Source organism: Micromonospora antibiotica (genome assembly GCF_017599305.1).
GTDB classification, from domain to species: Bacteria; Actinomycetota; Actinomycetes; order Mycobacteriales; family Micromonosporaceae; genus Micromonospora; species Micromonospora antibiotica.
In genome coordinates this window covers 16,689-31,043 of sequence record NZ_JAGFWR010000016.1, presented here as the reverse complement: position 1 = coordinate 31,043, position 14,355 = coordinate 16,689, and the positions used below count along the sequence as shown (strand labels likewise).

The following is a 14,355-nucleotide window of genomic DNA, read 5'->3' as shown; positions in this document are numbered from 1 at the left end:
ACACCGTCGTCACGGACAGACAGACCAAGGAAGAGATGACTACCCAGGCTTCCGCGCCGCCCAGCACCAAATCGCAGGCGCTCCGCTCGTACGACGTCGCCGACTTCCCGGCCCTGACCGGCCTGGAGGAGGAGTGGCGTTTCACCCCGCTCAAGCGGCTGCGTGGGCTGACCGACGGGGCGCAGGCCGCCACCGGTGAGGTCCGCCACGAGTACGCCGACCTGCCGGCCGGCGTCACCGTCGGGCGGATCGGCCGGGACGACCCCCGGGTGGGCAGCGTGCTCACCCCGGTCGACCGGGTCAGCGCGCTGGCGTACGGCGGTGCCGGTGCGGCGTTGCTGGTCGAGGTCGCGGCCGACGCGGTGGTCGACGCGCCGGTGACCCTGCGGGTGGTCGGGGACGACGCCGCCGGGCTGGCCTTCGGGCACACGTTCGTCGACGTGGGCCGGTTCGCCGAGGCGGTGCTGGTGCTGGAACACGTCGGTGCGGCGACGCTCGCCGACAACGTCGAGGTGGCGGTGGCCGACGGGGCGAAGCTGACCCTGGTCACGGTGGCCGACTGGGCCGCCGACGCGGTGCAGGCGCAGCACCTGAAGATCCGGCTCGGCCGGGACGCCAAGGTGTCGCACATCCAGGTCAGTCTGGGTGGCGACCTGGTCCGCCAGTACACCACGGTCGAGTACACCGGCCGCGGCGGCGAGGCCGAGCTGTACGGCGTCTACTTCGCCGACGGCGGCCAGCACCTGGAGCACCGCCAGCTCGTCGACCACAACGTGCCGGACTGCCGCAGTCACGTCGGCTACCGGGGCGCGTTGCAGGGCGACGAGGCGCACACCGTCTGGGTGGGCGACGTGCTGATCCGGGCCGAGGCGACCGGCACCGACACGTACGAGATCAACCGGAACCTGCTGCTCTCCGACGGCGCGCGGGCGGACTCCGTACCCAATCTGGAGATCGAGACCGGCGAGATCGCCGGGGCGGGCCACGCCAGCGCGACCGGCCGGTTCGACGACGAGCAGTTGTTCTACCTGATGGCCCGGGGGATCCCGGCGGACGAGGCCCGTCGCCTGGTGGTGCGGGGCTTCTTCGCCGAGGTGATCAACAAGATCCCGGTCGAGTCGCTGCGTGAGCGGCTGGGGGACGCCATCGAGGCCCGGCTCTCCCGGTCCGGGGCCTGACATGATCCGGATCTGCGCGACCGAGGACGTGCCGAAGGGCACCGTGATCAGCGCCGACGTGGACGGCCTCCAGGTCGCCGTCGTGCACGGCACCGACGGCGAGTTCTACGCGGTGCACGACGAGTGCTCGCACGCCTCGGTGGCCCTGTCCGAGGGTGAGGTCGAGGGCTGCACGCTGGAATGCTGGCTGCACGGTTCCCGGTTCGACCTGCGCACGGGTGAGCCCTCCGGGCTGCCCGCCACCGAACCCGTCCCCGTCTACGCCGTCGAGGTCCGCGACGGCGACATCTACCTTCCCGTGGGCGCCGACGGCCGCCCGACGCCGAGCAATGGAGTGACCCGATAATGAGCACCCTGGAGATCCGCGACCTGAAGGTGTCGGTCAAGCTGCCCGAGGGTGAGCTCAAGCCGATCCTGTCCGGCGTCGACCTGACCGTCCGGTCGGGGGAGACCCACGCGATCATGGGCCCGAACGGCTCCGGCAAGTCGACGCTTGCCTACTCGATCGCCGGCCACCCCAAGTACGAGATCACCGGCGGCTCGGTGACCCTCGACGGTGTCGACGTGCTGGAGATGACCGTCGACGAGCGGGCCCGCGCCGGCCTCTTCCTGGCCATGCAGTACCCGGTCGAGGTGCCCGGCGTCTCGGTGGCGAACTTCCTGCGCACCGCCAAGACCGCCATCGACGGCGAGGCCCCGAAGCTGCGTACCTGGGGTGGCGAGCTGCGCGGCGCGATGGAGAAGCTCCAGATGGACCCGGCGTTCGCCCAGCGCAACGTCAACGAGGGTTTCTCCGGCGGCGAGAAGAAGCGGCACGAGATCGTGCAGCTGGAGCTGCTCAAGCCCAAGATCGCCATCCTCGACGAGACCGACTCCGGCCTCGACGTGGACGCGCTGCGGGTGGTCAGCGAGGGGGTCAACCGGGTCCGCGACACCGGCGACACCGGCCTGCTGCTGATCACCCACTACACCCGCATCCTGCGCTACATCAAGCCCGACTTCGTGCACGTGTTCGTGGCCGGCCGGATCGTCGAGCAGGGTGGCCCGGAGCTGGCCGACAAGCTCGAGGAAGAGGGCTACGAGCGGTACGTCGCCGGAGCCGGCACGGCGCGGGCCTGAACACCACGGAACGGGGCGCTGAGATGACCACCATCGCCATCCCGGACGGGATGCCGCAGTACGACGACGTGCCGCGCTTCGACGTGGCCGCGGTGCGCGCCGACTTCCCGATCCTCGACCGGGAGGTCAACGGGCACCGGCTGGTCTATCTCGACAGCGCCAACACCTCACACAAACCCCGCCAGGTGCTCGACGTGCTCGCCGGGCACTACGCGATGCACAACGCCAACGTGTCGCGTTCGGTGCACACCCTGGGCACCGAGGCGACCGAGGCGTACGAGGGGGCACGGGCGAAGATCGCCGCGTTCGTCAACGCGCCGAGCGTGGACGAGGTGGTGTTCACCAAGAACTCCACCGAGGCGATCAACATCGTGGCGTACGCCTTCTCGAACGCCTCGCTGCGCGCCGACGCCGACGAGCGGTTCCGGCTCGGCCCCGGCGACGAGATCGTGATCTCCGAGATGGAGCACCACTCGAACATCGTCCCGTGGCAGTTGCTGGCCGAGCGGACCGGCGCGACCCTGCGCTGGTTCCCGGTCACCGACAGCGGCCGGCTGGACGAGTCGGGGCTGGCGGACCTGGTCACCGAGCGGACGAAGATCGTCGCGCTGGTGCACACCTCCAACATCCTCGGCACGGTCAACGCCACCGCCCGGATCACCGAACGGGTCCGCCAGGTGGGTGCGTTGCTGCTGCTCGACTGCTCGCAGTCGGTGCCGCACCAGCCGATCGACGTGGTCGACCTGGACGCCGACTTCATCGTCTTCACCGGGCACAAGATGTGCGGGCCGACCGGCATCGGCGTGCTGTGGGGCCGGGGCGAGCTGCTCGCCGCGATGCCCCCGGTGATGGGCGGCGGCTCGATGATCGAGACGGTGTCGATGGCCCGGTCGACGTTCGCCGCGCCGCCGGCCCGGTTCGAGGCGGGCACCCCGCCGATCGCCGAGGCCGTCGCGCTCGGCGCGGCGGTCGACTACCTCACCGGCGTCGGCATGCGGGCGATCCAGTGGCACGAGAAGGAGCTGACCGCGTACGCGCTGGACGCTCTCGCCACCGTGCCGGGGCTGCGGATCTTCGGCCCGACGGTGCCGGTCGGTCGGGGTGGCACCATCTCGTTCGCGCTCGGCGACGTGCACCCGCACGACGTCGGGCAGGTCCTCGACTCGCTCGGCGTGCAGGTGCGGGTGGGCCACCACTGCGCCAAGCCGGTCTGCACCCGGTTCGGGGTGCCGGCGATGACCCGGGCCTCGTTCTACCTGTACACCACCACGGAGGAGATCGACGCCCTGGTGTCGGGTCTCGAACAGGTGCGGAGGATCTTCGACTGATGCAGCTGGAGCAGCTCTACCAGGAGATCATCCTGGACCACTACAAGCGTCCGCAGGGGCGCGGTCTGCGTGACGCCGACGACCCCGACGCCGAGGTGGCCGAGGCGCACCACGTCAACCCGACCTGCGGCGACGAGGTCACCGTTCGGGTGGCCGCCGTCGACGACATCGTGGTGGACATCTCGTACGACGGGGCCGGTTGTTCGATCAGCCAGGCGTCGGCGAGCGTGTTGTACGACCGGCTGTCCGGCCGGTGCGCGGAGGAGATCGCCGCCGTGCACGCCGGATTCGTGGAGTTGATGTCCGGCCGTGGCCAGGTCACGCCGGACGAGGAACTACTCGGTGACGGGGTGGCGTTCGCGGGGGTCGCCCGCTACCCGGCCCGGGTCAAGTGCGCGTTGTTGCCGTGGATGGCGTTCAAGGATGCCGCGGCACGCGCGGGGGTGGGCGTGAGCCCGACGGAGGTTGAGGCATGAGCGAGAACACCGCTACCGCGGCGACGCCGCAGACCGGCGACGCCGGCACCACGACCGGCGCGGTGACGCCGCCGGCCACCGACGGTGTCGCCGCCGCGACTCCGGCCGCCGACGCAGTGAACGGTGCCACCGGGACGGCGGGTGTCGACGCGTCGTCCGGTGCCGACGGGACCCCGGCCGGCGACGGGACGGCGGACGCCGCCGGTTCGGCCGGTGGCCGGGCGGCCCTGGCCGACATCGAGGAGGCGATGAAGGACGTCGTCGACCCCGAACTCGGCATCAACGTGGTCGACCTCGGCCTGGTGTACGGCGTGCACGTGGACGACCAGAACGTCGCCACCCTGGACATGACGTTGACCTCGGCGGCCTGCCCGCTCACCGACGTGATCGAGGACCAGGCCCGGCAGGCGCTGACCACCGGCCCCGGCGGGGGACTGGTGGACGACATCCGGATCAACTGGGTCTGGCTGCCGCCGTGGGGCCCGGACAAGATCACCGATGAGGGGCGGGACCAGCTCCGCTCGCTCGGTTTCAACGTCTGACCCCTGGTCGACCTCGCGGGCACGGCACCCCTGACCGGGTGCCGTGCCCGCGTCTTTGCAGCCGGCCCGACCCACCGCCGGGGGCGCTCACCGCAGTGGGTGTCCAGGTCCGCCGGCCATCGAACCGTCGCCGCCGACGAGTCGACCACCCCGGTCGTTCCCCCGGTTTTGTGGCAATTCGGTGGTCTGGTGGCGGGTGGCGGCCGATGATGGGCCGATGATCGAGGCGTACCCGAAGCAGAGCCCTGTCCGTGCGGCCACCGCCGCGCGTCGACAGCGGGCCCGTCCGGGGTGCGGATCGGCCCGTTCCCGATCGTCGTGACTGCCGCCTTCCTGGCCGGGTTGGTGGCCGGCTACGGCGTCGCCGTGCCGGTCGGCGCGATCGCGGTGCTCATCCTCGGGCTCAGTGCCCGTACCTCCTTCCGGGTCGGTGCGGCTGCCGCGCTCGGTGTCGCCACCGCGGACGGGCTCTACGCCGCCGTGGCGGTGCTCGGCGGCGCGGCGGTGGCCGCCGTGGTCGCCCCGGTCGCCGGTCCGCTGCGGGTGGTGGCGGCGGTGGTGCTGCTGGCGCTCGCCGTGCACGGAGGCTGGCGGGCCTGGCGTCCCCGGCCGGCGTCGGGCGGCCCGGGGGCGGGCCGGGGGATCGACACCGCGGGGCGGGCGTTCGGCGGGGTGCTGGCGCTGACCCTGCTCAACCCGGCCACCGTCGTGTACTTCACGGCGCTGGTCCTCGGCCGTGCCGACGCGGCGCGGGCGGCACCGGCAGCGGCGGCGCTGTTCGTCCTCGGTGCCTTCGTCGCCTCGGCGAGTTGGCAGTTGCTGATCGCCGGGGGCGGCACCCTGGTCGGCCGGGTGCTGGCCGGCCCGCGTGGCCGGCTGGTGACCGGGCTCCTCTCCAGCCTCATCATCGCCGCACTCGCCGTCGCTGTGCTGGTCGTGCGGTGAGCCGCCCGTCGGTCCGGTCGGTCTTGCGGTGCGCCGCCCGTCGGGCGGTCGGCCCGGCTGGTCGTGCGGTGGCCGCCCGTCGGTCCGGCTGGTCGTGCGTTGGGCCGCGCGTCGGCCCGGCTGGTCGTGCGGTGGGCCGGCCGTCGGACCGGCTCGGGTGGGCCCCGGCCGGTCGGTCGGCACGGCGTGTGCCGTCGTCCGCCCGCCGTGGGTCAGGTGGGGTCGGAGCGGACCGCCGCCGTGCCGTACGGTCGGGTGATGAGCAGCCGACCCGCAGCCGGCGGCGGCCGGTGGGTCGAGGTCGATCCGACCCGGGTCGGGCGCTGGGCCGAGGGCTTCGCCGACCGGCACGGCCCGCCCGTCGTCTCCCCGCAGGGGTACGGGCTGCTGCTCACCGCCTCCGACGGCGCGACCGCCGAGCTGCACCTGCCGCCGGGTGCCCCGACCGTCGGCGACGCAGCGCAGGCCGTCCCGCCCCGACGTGTCGACGACGTGCCGCAGTTCGTCAGCGTCGCCACCGCGCCCCGCCGGCTCGGGCTGCTGCTCGCCCGCAAGGGCGCGGTGGCGGTCGGTGTGGCGTTCGGTGCGGAGTTACTGGTCTCCAAGGTGGACACCCGCTACGTGCAGGGTCGTACCGCCGCCGGGGGCTGGTCCCAGCAGCGGTTCGCCCGGCGGCGGGACAACCAGGCGAAGGCGGCCCTGGGCGACGCGGCGGAACTGGCCGTACGACTGCTGCTGCCGGCGGCGGCGACGCTGGCGGCGCTGGTCTGCGGGGGCGACCGCCGGGCCGTCGACACGGTGCTGGCCGACCGGCGGCTGGCCCCGCTCGCCGCGCTGCGTGCCGACCGGCTGCTCGACGTGCCCGAACCCCGGCACGCGGTGCTGGTCGGCGCGGTCGCCGCCGCCCGCGCCGTGCACATCCTGGTCCGCGATCCGGCCTGAGCGGGGCGGCACGACGACGGCGGCCGGTGGGCGTACGCCCCTCCGACCGCCGCGACGGTGCCGGTGCGGTGCCCGGTCAGAGGCTGCCGCCGAAGGTGTCACAGGACTTCGGGTCACCGGTGGTGTAGCCCTTGGTGAACCACTGCTTGCGCTGCTCGGAGGAGCCGTGGGTGAATTCCTCCGGGTTCACCGGGCGGTTGGCCCGCTTGGAGATGGCGTCGTCGCCGATCTTCTCGGCGGTGTCGATCGCCTGCGCGATGTCCTGCTCGGTGATGCTCTTGAAGATCTTCTGGCCCTGCTCGTCGGCGGTGCCGGTGGCGTTCTTGGCCCAGGCGCCGGCGTAGCAGTCGGCCTGGAGCTCCAGCTTGACCGAGAGCGCGTTGGCGCTGCCCGGGTCCCGCTGCTGCTGGCGGCGCATCTGCGCCTCGGTGCCGAGCAGGTCCTGCACGTGGTGGCCGTACTCGTGGGCCAGCACGTACGGCTGGGCGAACTCACCCTCGGCACCGAGCTGGTCGGCGAGCGTCTGGTAGAAGGTCAGGTCGATGTAGACCAGGTCGTCGGCCGGGCAGTAGAACGGCCCGACGCCGGAGTCGGCCTGGCCGCAGCCGGTGTTGACGCCCTGGCTGAAGAAGACCGTCTTGGACGGCTGGTACTGCTGGCCGAACCGTTCCGGCAACGCGGTACGCCAGTACGCCTGGATCGAGTTGACGTAGAGGGTGTTGCGGCAGTCCAGCTGCTTGAGCGCGTCGTCGGCGGAGCACTTCTGCTCCAGCGACGTGTTGTCGCCCGACTCGGCGCCGCCGCCGTTCATCGCGTTCAGCCCGAATCCGCCACCCACCAGGGCGACCAGCACGGCGATGATGAGCCCGACGATGCCGCCACGCCCACCGCCGCCGGGGATCGGGATGCCCATCCCGCCACCCCCGCCGGATCCCCGCCGGTCGTCCACCTGGCCGGTGTCGACCCGCGCGTTCTCGTTCAGCTCCATGTTGACCCCGATCACCGATTCGTCACGTCTGAGGGTTGCGGTACCGGACCGGGTCCGGACGGCGTTTCCGGTACCCGATGATCTTGCCCGGTAATCCGGGCGGCGCGTGTCGGGCCGCCCGGTACACTTGTCGGGTGCTGCGCTGCGAAGGCTGAATCGCCCCGCGCCGACGGGAACCACCGCCCGCCGGCGCTTTCGCGTGCCCTGAGTCAGCCCTTCCAGACCCCCGAGAGCGAGTACCGGAAATGATCAGTGTCACCGGCCTGGAACTGCGCGCCGGTTCCCGGATCCTACTGTCCGACACCACCCTGCGGGTACAGCCCGGTGACCGGATCGGACTGGTCGGCCGCAACGGTGCCGGCAAGACCACCACCCTCAAGGTCCTCGCCGGTGAGGGGCAGCCCTACGGTGGGCAGATCGACAGGCGCAGCGCCATCGGCTACCTGCCGCAGGACCCGCGTACCGGCGACCTGGAGGTCACCGGCCGGGACCGGGTGCTCTCCGCCCGGGGGCTGGACGTGCTGATGGCCCAGATGAAGGAGATCGAGCAGCGGCTCGCCGACGGCGTCGACGACAAGCTGGTCCGCCGCTACGGCGCCCTGGAGGACCAGTTCGCCTCGCTGGGCGGGTACGCCGCCGAGGCCGAGGCCGCCCGGATCTGCGCCAACCTGGGGCTGCCCGACCGGGCCCTCGCGCAGACCATCGGCACCCTCTCCGGCGGTCAGCGTCGCCGCATCGAGCTGGCCCGGATCCTGTTCCGCGACGCCGGGGAGAACGGCGGCGGCATCCTGCTGCTCGACGAGCCCACCAACCACCTCGACGCCGACTCGATCACCTGGCTGCGCGGCTTCCTCGCCAACCACAAGGGCGGGCTGATCGTGATCTCCCACGACGGTTCGCTGCTGGAGTCGGTGGTCAACAAGGTCTGGTTCCTCGACGCCACCCGCTCCGTGGTCGACGTCTACAACCTGGGCTGGAAGGCGTACCTGGAGGCCCGGGAGACCGACGAGCGGCGGCGTCGCCGGGAGCGGGCCAACGCCGAGAAGAAGGCCGGCGCGTTGATGGCGCAGGCCGACAAGATGCGCGCCAAGGCCACCAAGACCGTCGCCGCGCAGAACATGGCCCGCCGGGCCGAGAAGCTGATCTCCGGCCTGGAGGAGGTACGGGTCTCCGACAAAGTGGCGAAGGTCCGGTTCCCCAACCCCGCGCCGTGCGGCAAGACCCCGCTGACCGCGACCGGCCTGTCCAAGTCGTACGGCTCACTGGAGATCTTCACCGACGTGAACGTCGCGGTGGACCGGGGTTCCCGGGTGGCCATCCTCGGGCTCAACGGTGCCGGCAAGACCACCCTGCTGCGGATGCTCGGCGGGCTGCTCCCGCCGGACACCGGCGAGGTGCACGCCGGGCACGGCCTGCGGCTGGGCTACTACGCCCAGGAGCACGAGACGCTGGACGTGGAACGCACGGTGCTGGAGAACATGCGGGCGGCGGCGATCGAGCAGTCCGACACCGACCTGCGCAAGATCCTCGGTGCCTTCCTGTTCTCCGGCGAGGACGTCAACAAGCCCGCCGGGGTGCTCTCCGGTGGCGAGAAGACCCGGCTCGCCCTGTCGACCCTGGTCTGCTCCGGCGCGAACGTGCTGCTGCTGGACGAGCCGACGAACAACCTCGACCCGGTCAGCCGTGAGCAGGTGCTCGACGCCATCGCCAACTACCCCGGCGCGATCGTGCTGGTCACCCACGACCCGGGCGCGGTGCTCGCGCTCAAGCCCGACCGGGCCATCCTGCTCCCCGACGGCGACGAGGACGCCTGGAGCGACGACCTCCTGGAACTGGTCGAGCTGGCCTGATCCGGCCACGACCCCGCCCGCGACGGCCGGCGGGGTCGGCTGCCGTGGCCAACGGCCGGTGCTCAGTGGCCCCTGCCCCACCGGCCCGTGACCGGCCCGACCGGTGGCCAGCGGTCTATGCCCGGCGGCTCGACGGTCCGGTCGGTGGTCAGCGGCCTACGCTCGGCGGCGCGGCGGCGGCCCGGCCGGTGGTCAGCGGGCGAGGTCGACCAGCCGGCCGAGGACACCCGAGCCGACCAGGATCACCAGGCCGATGGCGACGAAGACGACCGGGACCAGCCAGTGCCCGGCCCGGCCGACCAGGCGGACCACCCGGGGATGCCCACCGAGCAGCGCGGCGGCACCGCACCAGGCGGCGACCAGCACGGCGAAGACCAGCAGGTAGACCAGCCCGGTGGCCGGGTCGAGGGCGCGGAACACCGGGACGTAGACGGCGATGTTGTCCGCGCCGTTGGCGATCGTCACCCCGGCGACGCCGAGCAGGCCGCCCACCACGGCCGGCGGGGTGTCGTCGTCGGTGCGGGCCAGCAGCGCCCGGACGCCGAGCGCGATCGGCAGCAGCCCGAGCAGGCCGGTCCATGGGTCGGGCACCACCAGCAGGCCGGCGGCGATGACCAGAGCCGCCGTGACGAGGGCGGTGATGCCCAGGTACTGCCCGGTCACGATCTGCCACGGGCGGGGCCGTCCGGTGCTCCGGGCGGCCACGAAGAGTACGGTCAACACCACGATGTCGTCGAGGTTGGTGGCCGCGAAGACGGCCCCCGCTCCGCTCACGCTGCCCAACAGGTCGGTCACGACCGGCAGGCTACGGGCCTCCCACGGGCGCGACCGCAGCGCGGTCTCCGCCGTGGATCGTCCGGAGCGTCACTCTATCGGGTTGGCGACACTGCATAGCGTGTCGGTTGGCGATGAGTTGATATCTGGCGCATGATCGTTCGAGACGGTCTAATAGGTGGGACCGTATCGAACCGCACAGTCTGGGACGTGAGGAATCAGCATGGCAGCCACTGGCACAGCCACCAGCACTGAGAAGGGTCGCCGGATCGTCGGAGCCGAGCGTCAGACGCTCGCCAAGGACCTGGTAAAGCGGTACACCGGCGGCGAGAGCATTCGCGCGCTCGCCGCTTCGACCGGGCGATCCTACGGGTTCATCCACCGCGTGCTCACCGAGTCCGGTGTGCAGCTGCGACAGCGCGGCGGCGCCCGGCGTCGCAAGAAGGCGTGACCCGCCTACCAGCGTCGTCCGTCAGCACGCCCCGGGCGGGCCGGTGACCGCCGAGACGACCGGGGTGCTACTGCACTGCGACGGGCCGGTCGCGACGGTCACGTTGTGCCGGCCCGACGTGCTCAATGCCCAGACCCCGGCGATGTGGCGCGCGATGAGCGACTTCTCCCGGGACCTGCCCGGCGACGTGCGCGTCGTCGTGGTACGCGGTCAGGGGCGGTCGTTCTCCGCCGGCCTCGACCTGTCGGTGGCCGGTGCCCAGGGTCCGGGCTCCTTCGCGGAGCTGTCCACCCTGCCCGAGCAGGAGTGCGCCGACCGGATCGCCGACTACCAGCAGGGCTTCACCTGGCTGCACCGACCGGACGTGATCTCGGTGGCGGCCGTGCAGGGTCATGCCATCGGCGCGGGCTTCCAACTCGCGCTCGCCTGCGACCTGCGGGTGCTCGCCGAGGACGCGAAGCTGTCGATGGCCGAGGTCACCCTCGGCCTGGTCCCCGACCTGGCCGGCACCAAGCGGCTGGTCGAGCTGGTCGGCTACGCCCGTGCCCTGGAGCTGTGCGCCACCGGCCGGCGGATGGACGCCGTCGAGGCCGACCGGATCGGGCTGGCCAACCTGGTGGTGCCGCCCGCCGAGCTGGACGCGGCCGTCCGGGACCTCACCGCCGGCCTGCTCGCCGGTAACCGGGACGCGGTTGTCGAGATCAAGGCGCTGCTCGCCGGTGCCGCCGGCCGTTCCCACCCCGAACAGCAGCGGGCCGAGCGCGAGGCACAGACCCGCCGGCTGCGCGATCTCGCCGGCCGCGGCGAATAGCCCACCCGCCGGGGGCGGGAACCGCGGCTGCTCTGCCCGGAGCGAACAGCAGTGACCGCCCGGGAAGACCCGGGTTGCCGCCGAGGTTGTCGTAGGCGTCGGGAGAATCGACCCGACGGTGCGCGCTGCCCACGACGCGGAGGTGACCCATGAACCCGATGGCGGGCGGCAACATGGCCGGCTGGAGCATGCTCCGGTCGATCCGGCACGGTGACGAGGTCTCCACGCACCGGCTCACCCGGGGCACCGCGAGAAGGATCATGGCGTTCGCCCACCCCTACCGACGGGACATCGTCGTCTTCCTGGTGACCGTGGTCATCGCCGCCGTGATCGGGGTGGCCACCCCGGTGCTGGCCGGCCACGTGATCAACGCGATCAGCGGGGGTGGCCCCGAGGCGGGTGCGGTCGTCGTCCGGCTCGCCCTGATCATCGGCGCGCTGGCCGTCGCCGACGCGCTGTTCTCCCTGGTCCAGCGGTGGTATTCGGCGCGTATCGGCGAGGGCATCATCCTCGACCTGCGCACCCGGGTCTACGACCACGTGCAGCGGATGCCGTTGCAGTTCTTCACCCGGACCCAGACCGGTGCGTTGGTCAGCCGGCTCAACAACGACGTGATGGGCGCCCAGCGGGCGTTCACCTCCACCCTGTCGGGGGTGGTCAGCAACGTCATCCAGCTGGTGCTCACCGCCGGGGTGATGTTCACCCTCTCCTGGCAGATCACCCTGCTGTCGCTGGTCCTGTTGCCGATCTTCGTGGTGCCGGCGCGGCGGGTCGGCCGGCGGTTGGCCGAGATCACCCGGGAGTCGTACGACCTCGACGCCAAGATGAACGCCACCATGACCGAGCGGTTCGGGGTGGCGGGCGCGCTGCTGGTCAAGCTGTTCGGCACGCCTGAGGTGGAGGCGGGCCGATTCGCCGCGCGGGCCGAACGGGTCCGCGACATCGGCATCCAGTCGGCGATGTACTCACGCACCTTCTTCGTGGCGATGCTGCTGGTCGCGTCGCTGGCCCAGGCGCTCACCTACGGGCTCGGCGGCTGGCTGGCGGTCACCGGGGCGGTCAGCGCGGGCACCGTGGTCACCCTCGCCCTGCTGCTCACCCGCCTCTACGGTCCGCTGACCGCGCTGTCCAACGTCCGGGTCGACGTGATGAGCGCCCTGGTCTCCTTCGACCGGGTCTTCGAGGTGCTCGACCTGCGCCCCGGCATCGAGGAGAAGCCCGACGCGGTGCCGGTCCCCCGGGGCGCCGGCCGGGTCGAGTTCCGCGATGTCCGGTTCCGCTACCCGGCTGCCGCCGACGTCTCGTTGGCTTCGCTGGAGGAGGTCGCCACCCTCGACCGGACGGCCAACGAGCCGGTGCTCAAGGGCGTCTCGTTCCGCGTCGAGCCGGGGCAGATGGTGGCGCTGGTCGGGCCGTCCGGGGCCGGCAAGTCCACGCTGTCCATGCTGATCTCACGGATCTACGACGTCACCGACGGCGCGGTGCGGGTCGGCGGGGTCGACGTCCGGGACGCCACCCTCGCCTCGCTGCGCGACGAGATCGGTGTGGTCACCCAGGACTCCCACCTGTTCCACGAGACGATCGCCGAGAACCTGCGGTACGCCAAGCCGGACGCCACGGACGACGAGATCTGGGCGGCGCTGGCCGGTGCGCAGGTGGCCGACCTGGTCCGCGCCCTGCCCGACGGGCTGGAGACGACCGTCGGCGAGCGCGGCTACCGCTTCTCCGGCGGCGAGAAGCAACGCATCGCCATCGCCCGGCTCCTGCTCAAGGCCCCGTCGATCGTGATCCTGGACGAGGCCACCGCCCATCTCGACTCGGAGAGTGAGGCGGCGGTGCAGCGGGCCCTGTCCGTGGCGTTGGCCGGGCGTACCGCGCTGGTGATCGCGCACCGACTCTCCACCGTCCGTGACGCCGACCAGATCCTGGTCCTCGATGGTGGCCGGATCGTGGAGCGGGGCCGCCACGAGGAACTGGTCGCGGTCGGTGGGCTCTACGCCGAGCTGTACCGCACCCAGTTCGCCGTCGTCGACTCGCCTGCCCCGTACGCCGAGGCGGACCAGCCCGAGCCGATCATCACCACCGTGCCGATGGGCACCTACGTCGCGCAGGAGGCGCTGCCCCCGGCCGTGGCCAACTGACGGGACCCCGTCCCGGAAGCGACCACCGTGCTGACCCGACTCGTGTTCTGCGGACCGGGTTCGGGGCACACCTCGGCTGCCTGCTGCCGCCAGTGAAACGAGGTCAGGCCAGGGGGAGCGGGCCCTGGCCTGGTCTCGCATTCCGACGGCGCTCCCCACGCCGGGTGCCGACGACACGTCCCACCGGCCGTCGGCACGACTCACGGGCTGCCGGCGCGGCGGCTGCCCGAGGCGGCGATCGTCAATTCGGTGCCTGTTCCGTCATCAGGTGCGACGGTAACTCAGAAGTACACCGCTTTGGTCTTCGTGTACGTGGTGTACTGGCTGCCCGGGTAGAAGGTGGAACCGGACACACTGACCTGGACGTTGGTGAATCCGTAACTGGAGACGAGATCGCCGGTGAAGGTCTCGCAGTTCTGGTAGTAGACGGTGTGGGTGGCCGTGGCGGTTCCGCCCTGGATGGTGACGCTGGCGCTCGGGTAGGTGCTCTGCCCGCACAGTGTCACCGAGTAGCTTGCCTGGGTGCTGCCCGTCGTCCCGGTGACGGTCCCGGTGGCGGTGCCGAGGGACTGGGTGTTGTTGTAGCCACCCTTGACCGAGACGTTGATCGATGACGTGCCCGCCTGGGCGCTGACCGCGGGGAACATGGCCACCGCGGCCGCCCCGGCGGCGCCTGCGGCGAGCAGGCGGATGGAGCGGGAAGAACGGACTTGAGGCATAACTGCTCCTGATCTGCTGGAGAATTGCGTTAACGACGTGTAACCGATTGCGGGCCCAATGTTAGACCAAGGTGAAGTCGAAAGCACGTTC

General features: G+C 71.8%; 15 protein-coding genes. 12 read left to right on the top strand and 3 right to left on the bottom strand.

Annotation, left to right across the window (positions count from 1 at the left end):
* Positions 1 to 35: 35 nt before the first annotated feature.
* The 8 genes from sufD (at position 36) to JQN83_RS22740 (ending at position 6,530) form a co-directional block, all read left to right on the top strand.
* A complete protein-coding gene (gene sufD / locus JQN83_RS22775) occupies positions 36 to 1,178 on the top strand; it encodes a Fe-S cluster assembly protein SufD (protein WP_208569189.1) in 1,143 nt (380 codons plus the stop codon).
* A 1-nt stretch (position 1,179) separates the two neighbouring features.
* Positions 1,180 to 1,524, top strand: coding sequence for a non-heme iron oxygenase ferredoxin subunit (locus JQN83_RS22770; RefSeq protein WP_208569188.1), 345 nt, complete (start codon positions 1,180 to 1,182; stop codon positions 1,522 to 1,524).
* Positions 1,524 to 2,297, top strand: a complete 774-nt coding sequence (gene sufC, locus JQN83_RS22765; protein ID WP_208569187.1) for a Fe-S cluster assembly ATPase SufC — start codon at positions 1,524 to 1,526, stop codon at positions 2,295 to 2,297. Before JQN83_RS22770 ends, sufC begins: the two co-directional genes overlap by 1 nt.
* Positions 2,298 to 2,320: 23 nt before the next feature.
* On the top strand, positions 2,321 to 3,625 hold the full coding sequence (locus JQN83_RS22760; RefSeq protein ID WP_208569186.1) for a cysteine desulfurase: 1,305 nt from the start codon (positions 2,321 to 2,323) through the stop codon (positions 3,623 to 3,625).
* On the top strand, positions 3,625 to 4,101 hold the full coding sequence (gene sufU / locus JQN83_RS22755; RefSeq protein ID WP_208569185.1) for a Fe-S cluster assembly sulfur transfer protein SufU: 477 nt from the start codon (positions 3,625 to 3,627) through the stop codon (positions 4,099 to 4,101). The genes JQN83_RS22760 and sufU overlap by 1 nt, the downstream gene beginning before the upstream one ends.
* A 116-nt stretch (positions 4,102 to 4,217) precedes the next feature.
* Complete coding sequence (locus JQN83_RS22750; protein ID WP_307799603.1) at positions 4,218 to 4,643, top strand: metal-sulfur cluster assembly factor; 426 nt, start codon at positions 4,218 to 4,220, stop codon at positions 4,641 to 4,643.
* A 318-nt stretch (positions 4,644 to 4,961) separates the two neighbouring features.
* Positions 4,962 to 5,588: a LysE family transporter gene (locus JQN83_RS22745; protein ID WP_208569183.1), complete on the top strand. Its 627-nt coding sequence runs from the start codon at positions 4,962 to 4,964 to the stop codon at positions 5,586 to 5,588.
* Between the two features lie 258 nt (positions 5,589 to 5,846).
* A complete protein-coding gene (locus JQN83_RS22740) occupies positions 5,847 to 6,530 on the top strand; it encodes an acVLRF1 family peptidyl-tRNA hydrolase (protein ID WP_208569182.1) in 684 nt (227 codons plus the stop codon).
* Between the two features lie 76 nt (positions 6,531 to 6,606).
* On the opposite strand, the gene ypfJ is transcribed toward JQN83_RS22740, so the two are convergent.
* Entirely contained in the window at positions 6,607 to 7,518 is a 912-nt protein-coding gene (ypfJ, locus tag JQN83_RS22735; RefSeq protein ID WP_208569181.1) for a KPN_02809 family neutral zinc metallopeptidase, read from the bottom strand.
* Between the two features lie 245 nt (positions 7,519 to 7,763).
* Between ypfJ and JQN83_RS22730 the strand changes: the two genes are divergently transcribed.
* Positions 7,764 to 9,368 carry an ABC-F family ATP-binding cassette domain-containing protein gene (locus tag JQN83_RS22730; protein ID WP_208569180.1) on the top strand — a complete coding sequence of 535 codons (1,605 nt, stop codon included), beginning with the start codon at positions 7,764 to 7,766 and terminating at the stop codon, positions 9,366 to 9,368.
* Positions 9,369 to 9,560: 192 nt separating this feature from the next.
* Here the strand turns inward: JQN83_RS22730 and JQN83_RS22725 are convergent, their stop codons facing one another.
* Positions 9,561 to 10,163: a cadmium resistance transporter gene (locus JQN83_RS22725; protein ID WP_307799591.1), complete on the bottom strand. Its 603-nt coding sequence runs from the start codon at positions 10,161 to 10,163 to the stop codon at positions 9,561 to 9,563.
* A gap of 202 nt (positions 10,164 to 10,365) precedes the next feature.
* Here JQN83_RS22725 and JQN83_RS22720 point away from each other — a divergent pair, with 202 nt between their 5' ends.
* The 3 genes from JQN83_RS22720 to JQN83_RS22710 all read left to right on the top strand — a co-directional run bounded on the left by JQN83_RS22720 (position 10,366) and on the right by JQN83_RS22710 (position 13,545).
* Complete coding sequence (locus JQN83_RS22720) at positions 10,366 to 10,593, top strand: helix-turn-helix domain-containing protein (RefSeq protein ID WP_007072022.1); 228 nt, start codon at positions 10,366 to 10,368, stop codon at positions 10,591 to 10,593.
* 43 nt (positions 10,594 to 10,636) lie between these two features.
* Positions 10,637 to 11,404 carry an enoyl-CoA hydratase/isomerase family protein gene (locus JQN83_RS22715; protein WP_208569179.1) on the top strand — a complete coding sequence of 256 codons (768 nt, stop codon included), beginning with the start codon at positions 10,637 to 10,639 and terminating at the stop codon, positions 11,402 to 11,404.
* A 158-nt stretch (positions 11,405 to 11,562) separates the two neighbouring features.
* A complete protein-coding gene (locus JQN83_RS22710) occupies positions 11,563 to 13,545 on the top strand; it encodes an ABC transporter ATP-binding protein (RefSeq protein ID WP_208569262.1) in 1,983 nt (660 codons plus the stop codon).
* A 281-nt stretch (positions 13,546 to 13,826) separates the two neighbouring features.
* Here the strand turns inward: JQN83_RS22710 and JQN83_RS22705 are convergent, their stop codons facing one another.
* Complete coding sequence (locus JQN83_RS22705; protein ID WP_208569178.1) at positions 13,827 to 14,264, bottom strand: hypothetical protein; 438 nt, start codon at positions 14,262 to 14,264, stop codon at positions 13,827 to 13,829.
* Positions 14,265 to 14,355: the final 91 nt, after the last annotated feature.

Bases quoted from the DNA above. Each gene is read 5' to 3' on its own strand.
- JQN83_RS22770 (WP_208569188.1), top strand. From the start codon at position 1,180: ATGATCCGGATCTGCGCGACCGAGGACGTGCCGAAGGGCACCGTGATC.
- JQN83_RS22710 (WP_208569262.1), top strand. From the start codon at position 11,563: ATGGCGGGCGGCAACATGGCCGGCTGGAGCATGCTCCGGTCGATCCGG.
- JQN83_RS22740 (WP_208569182.1), top strand. From the start codon at position 5,847: ATGAGCAGCCGACCCGCAGCCGGCGGCGGCCGGTGGGTCGAGGTCGAT.
- sufD (WP_208569189.1), top strand. From the start codon at position 36: ATGACTACCCAGGCTTCCGCGCCGCCCAGCACCAAATCGCAGGCGCTC.
- JQN83_RS22705 (WP_208569178.1), bottom strand. From the start codon at position 14,264: ATGCCTCAAGTCCGTTCTTCCCGCTCCATCCGCCTGCTCGCCGCAGGC.
- JQN83_RS22730 (WP_208569180.1), top strand. From the start codon at position 7,764: ATGATCAGTGTCACCGGCCTGGAACTGCGCGCCGGTTCCCGGATCCTA.
- sufC (WP_208569187.1), top strand. From the start codon at position 1,524: ATGAGCACCCTGGAGATCCGCGACCTGAAGGTGTCGGTCAAGCTGCCC.
- JQN83_RS22760 (WP_208569186.1), top strand. From the start codon at position 2,321: ATGACCACCATCGCCATCCCGGACGGGATGCCGCAGTACGACGACGTG.
- JQN83_RS22720 (WP_007072022.1), top strand. From the start codon at position 10,366: ATGGCAGCCACTGGCACAGCCACCAGCACTGAGAAGGGTCGCCGGATC.
- ypfJ (WP_208569181.1), bottom strand. From the start codon at position 7,518: ATGGAGCTGAACGAGAACGCGCGGGTCGACACCGGCCAGGTGGACGAC.
- sufU (WP_208569185.1), top strand. From the start codon at position 3,625: ATGCAGCTGGAGCAGCTCTACCAGGAGATCATCCTGGACCACTACAAG.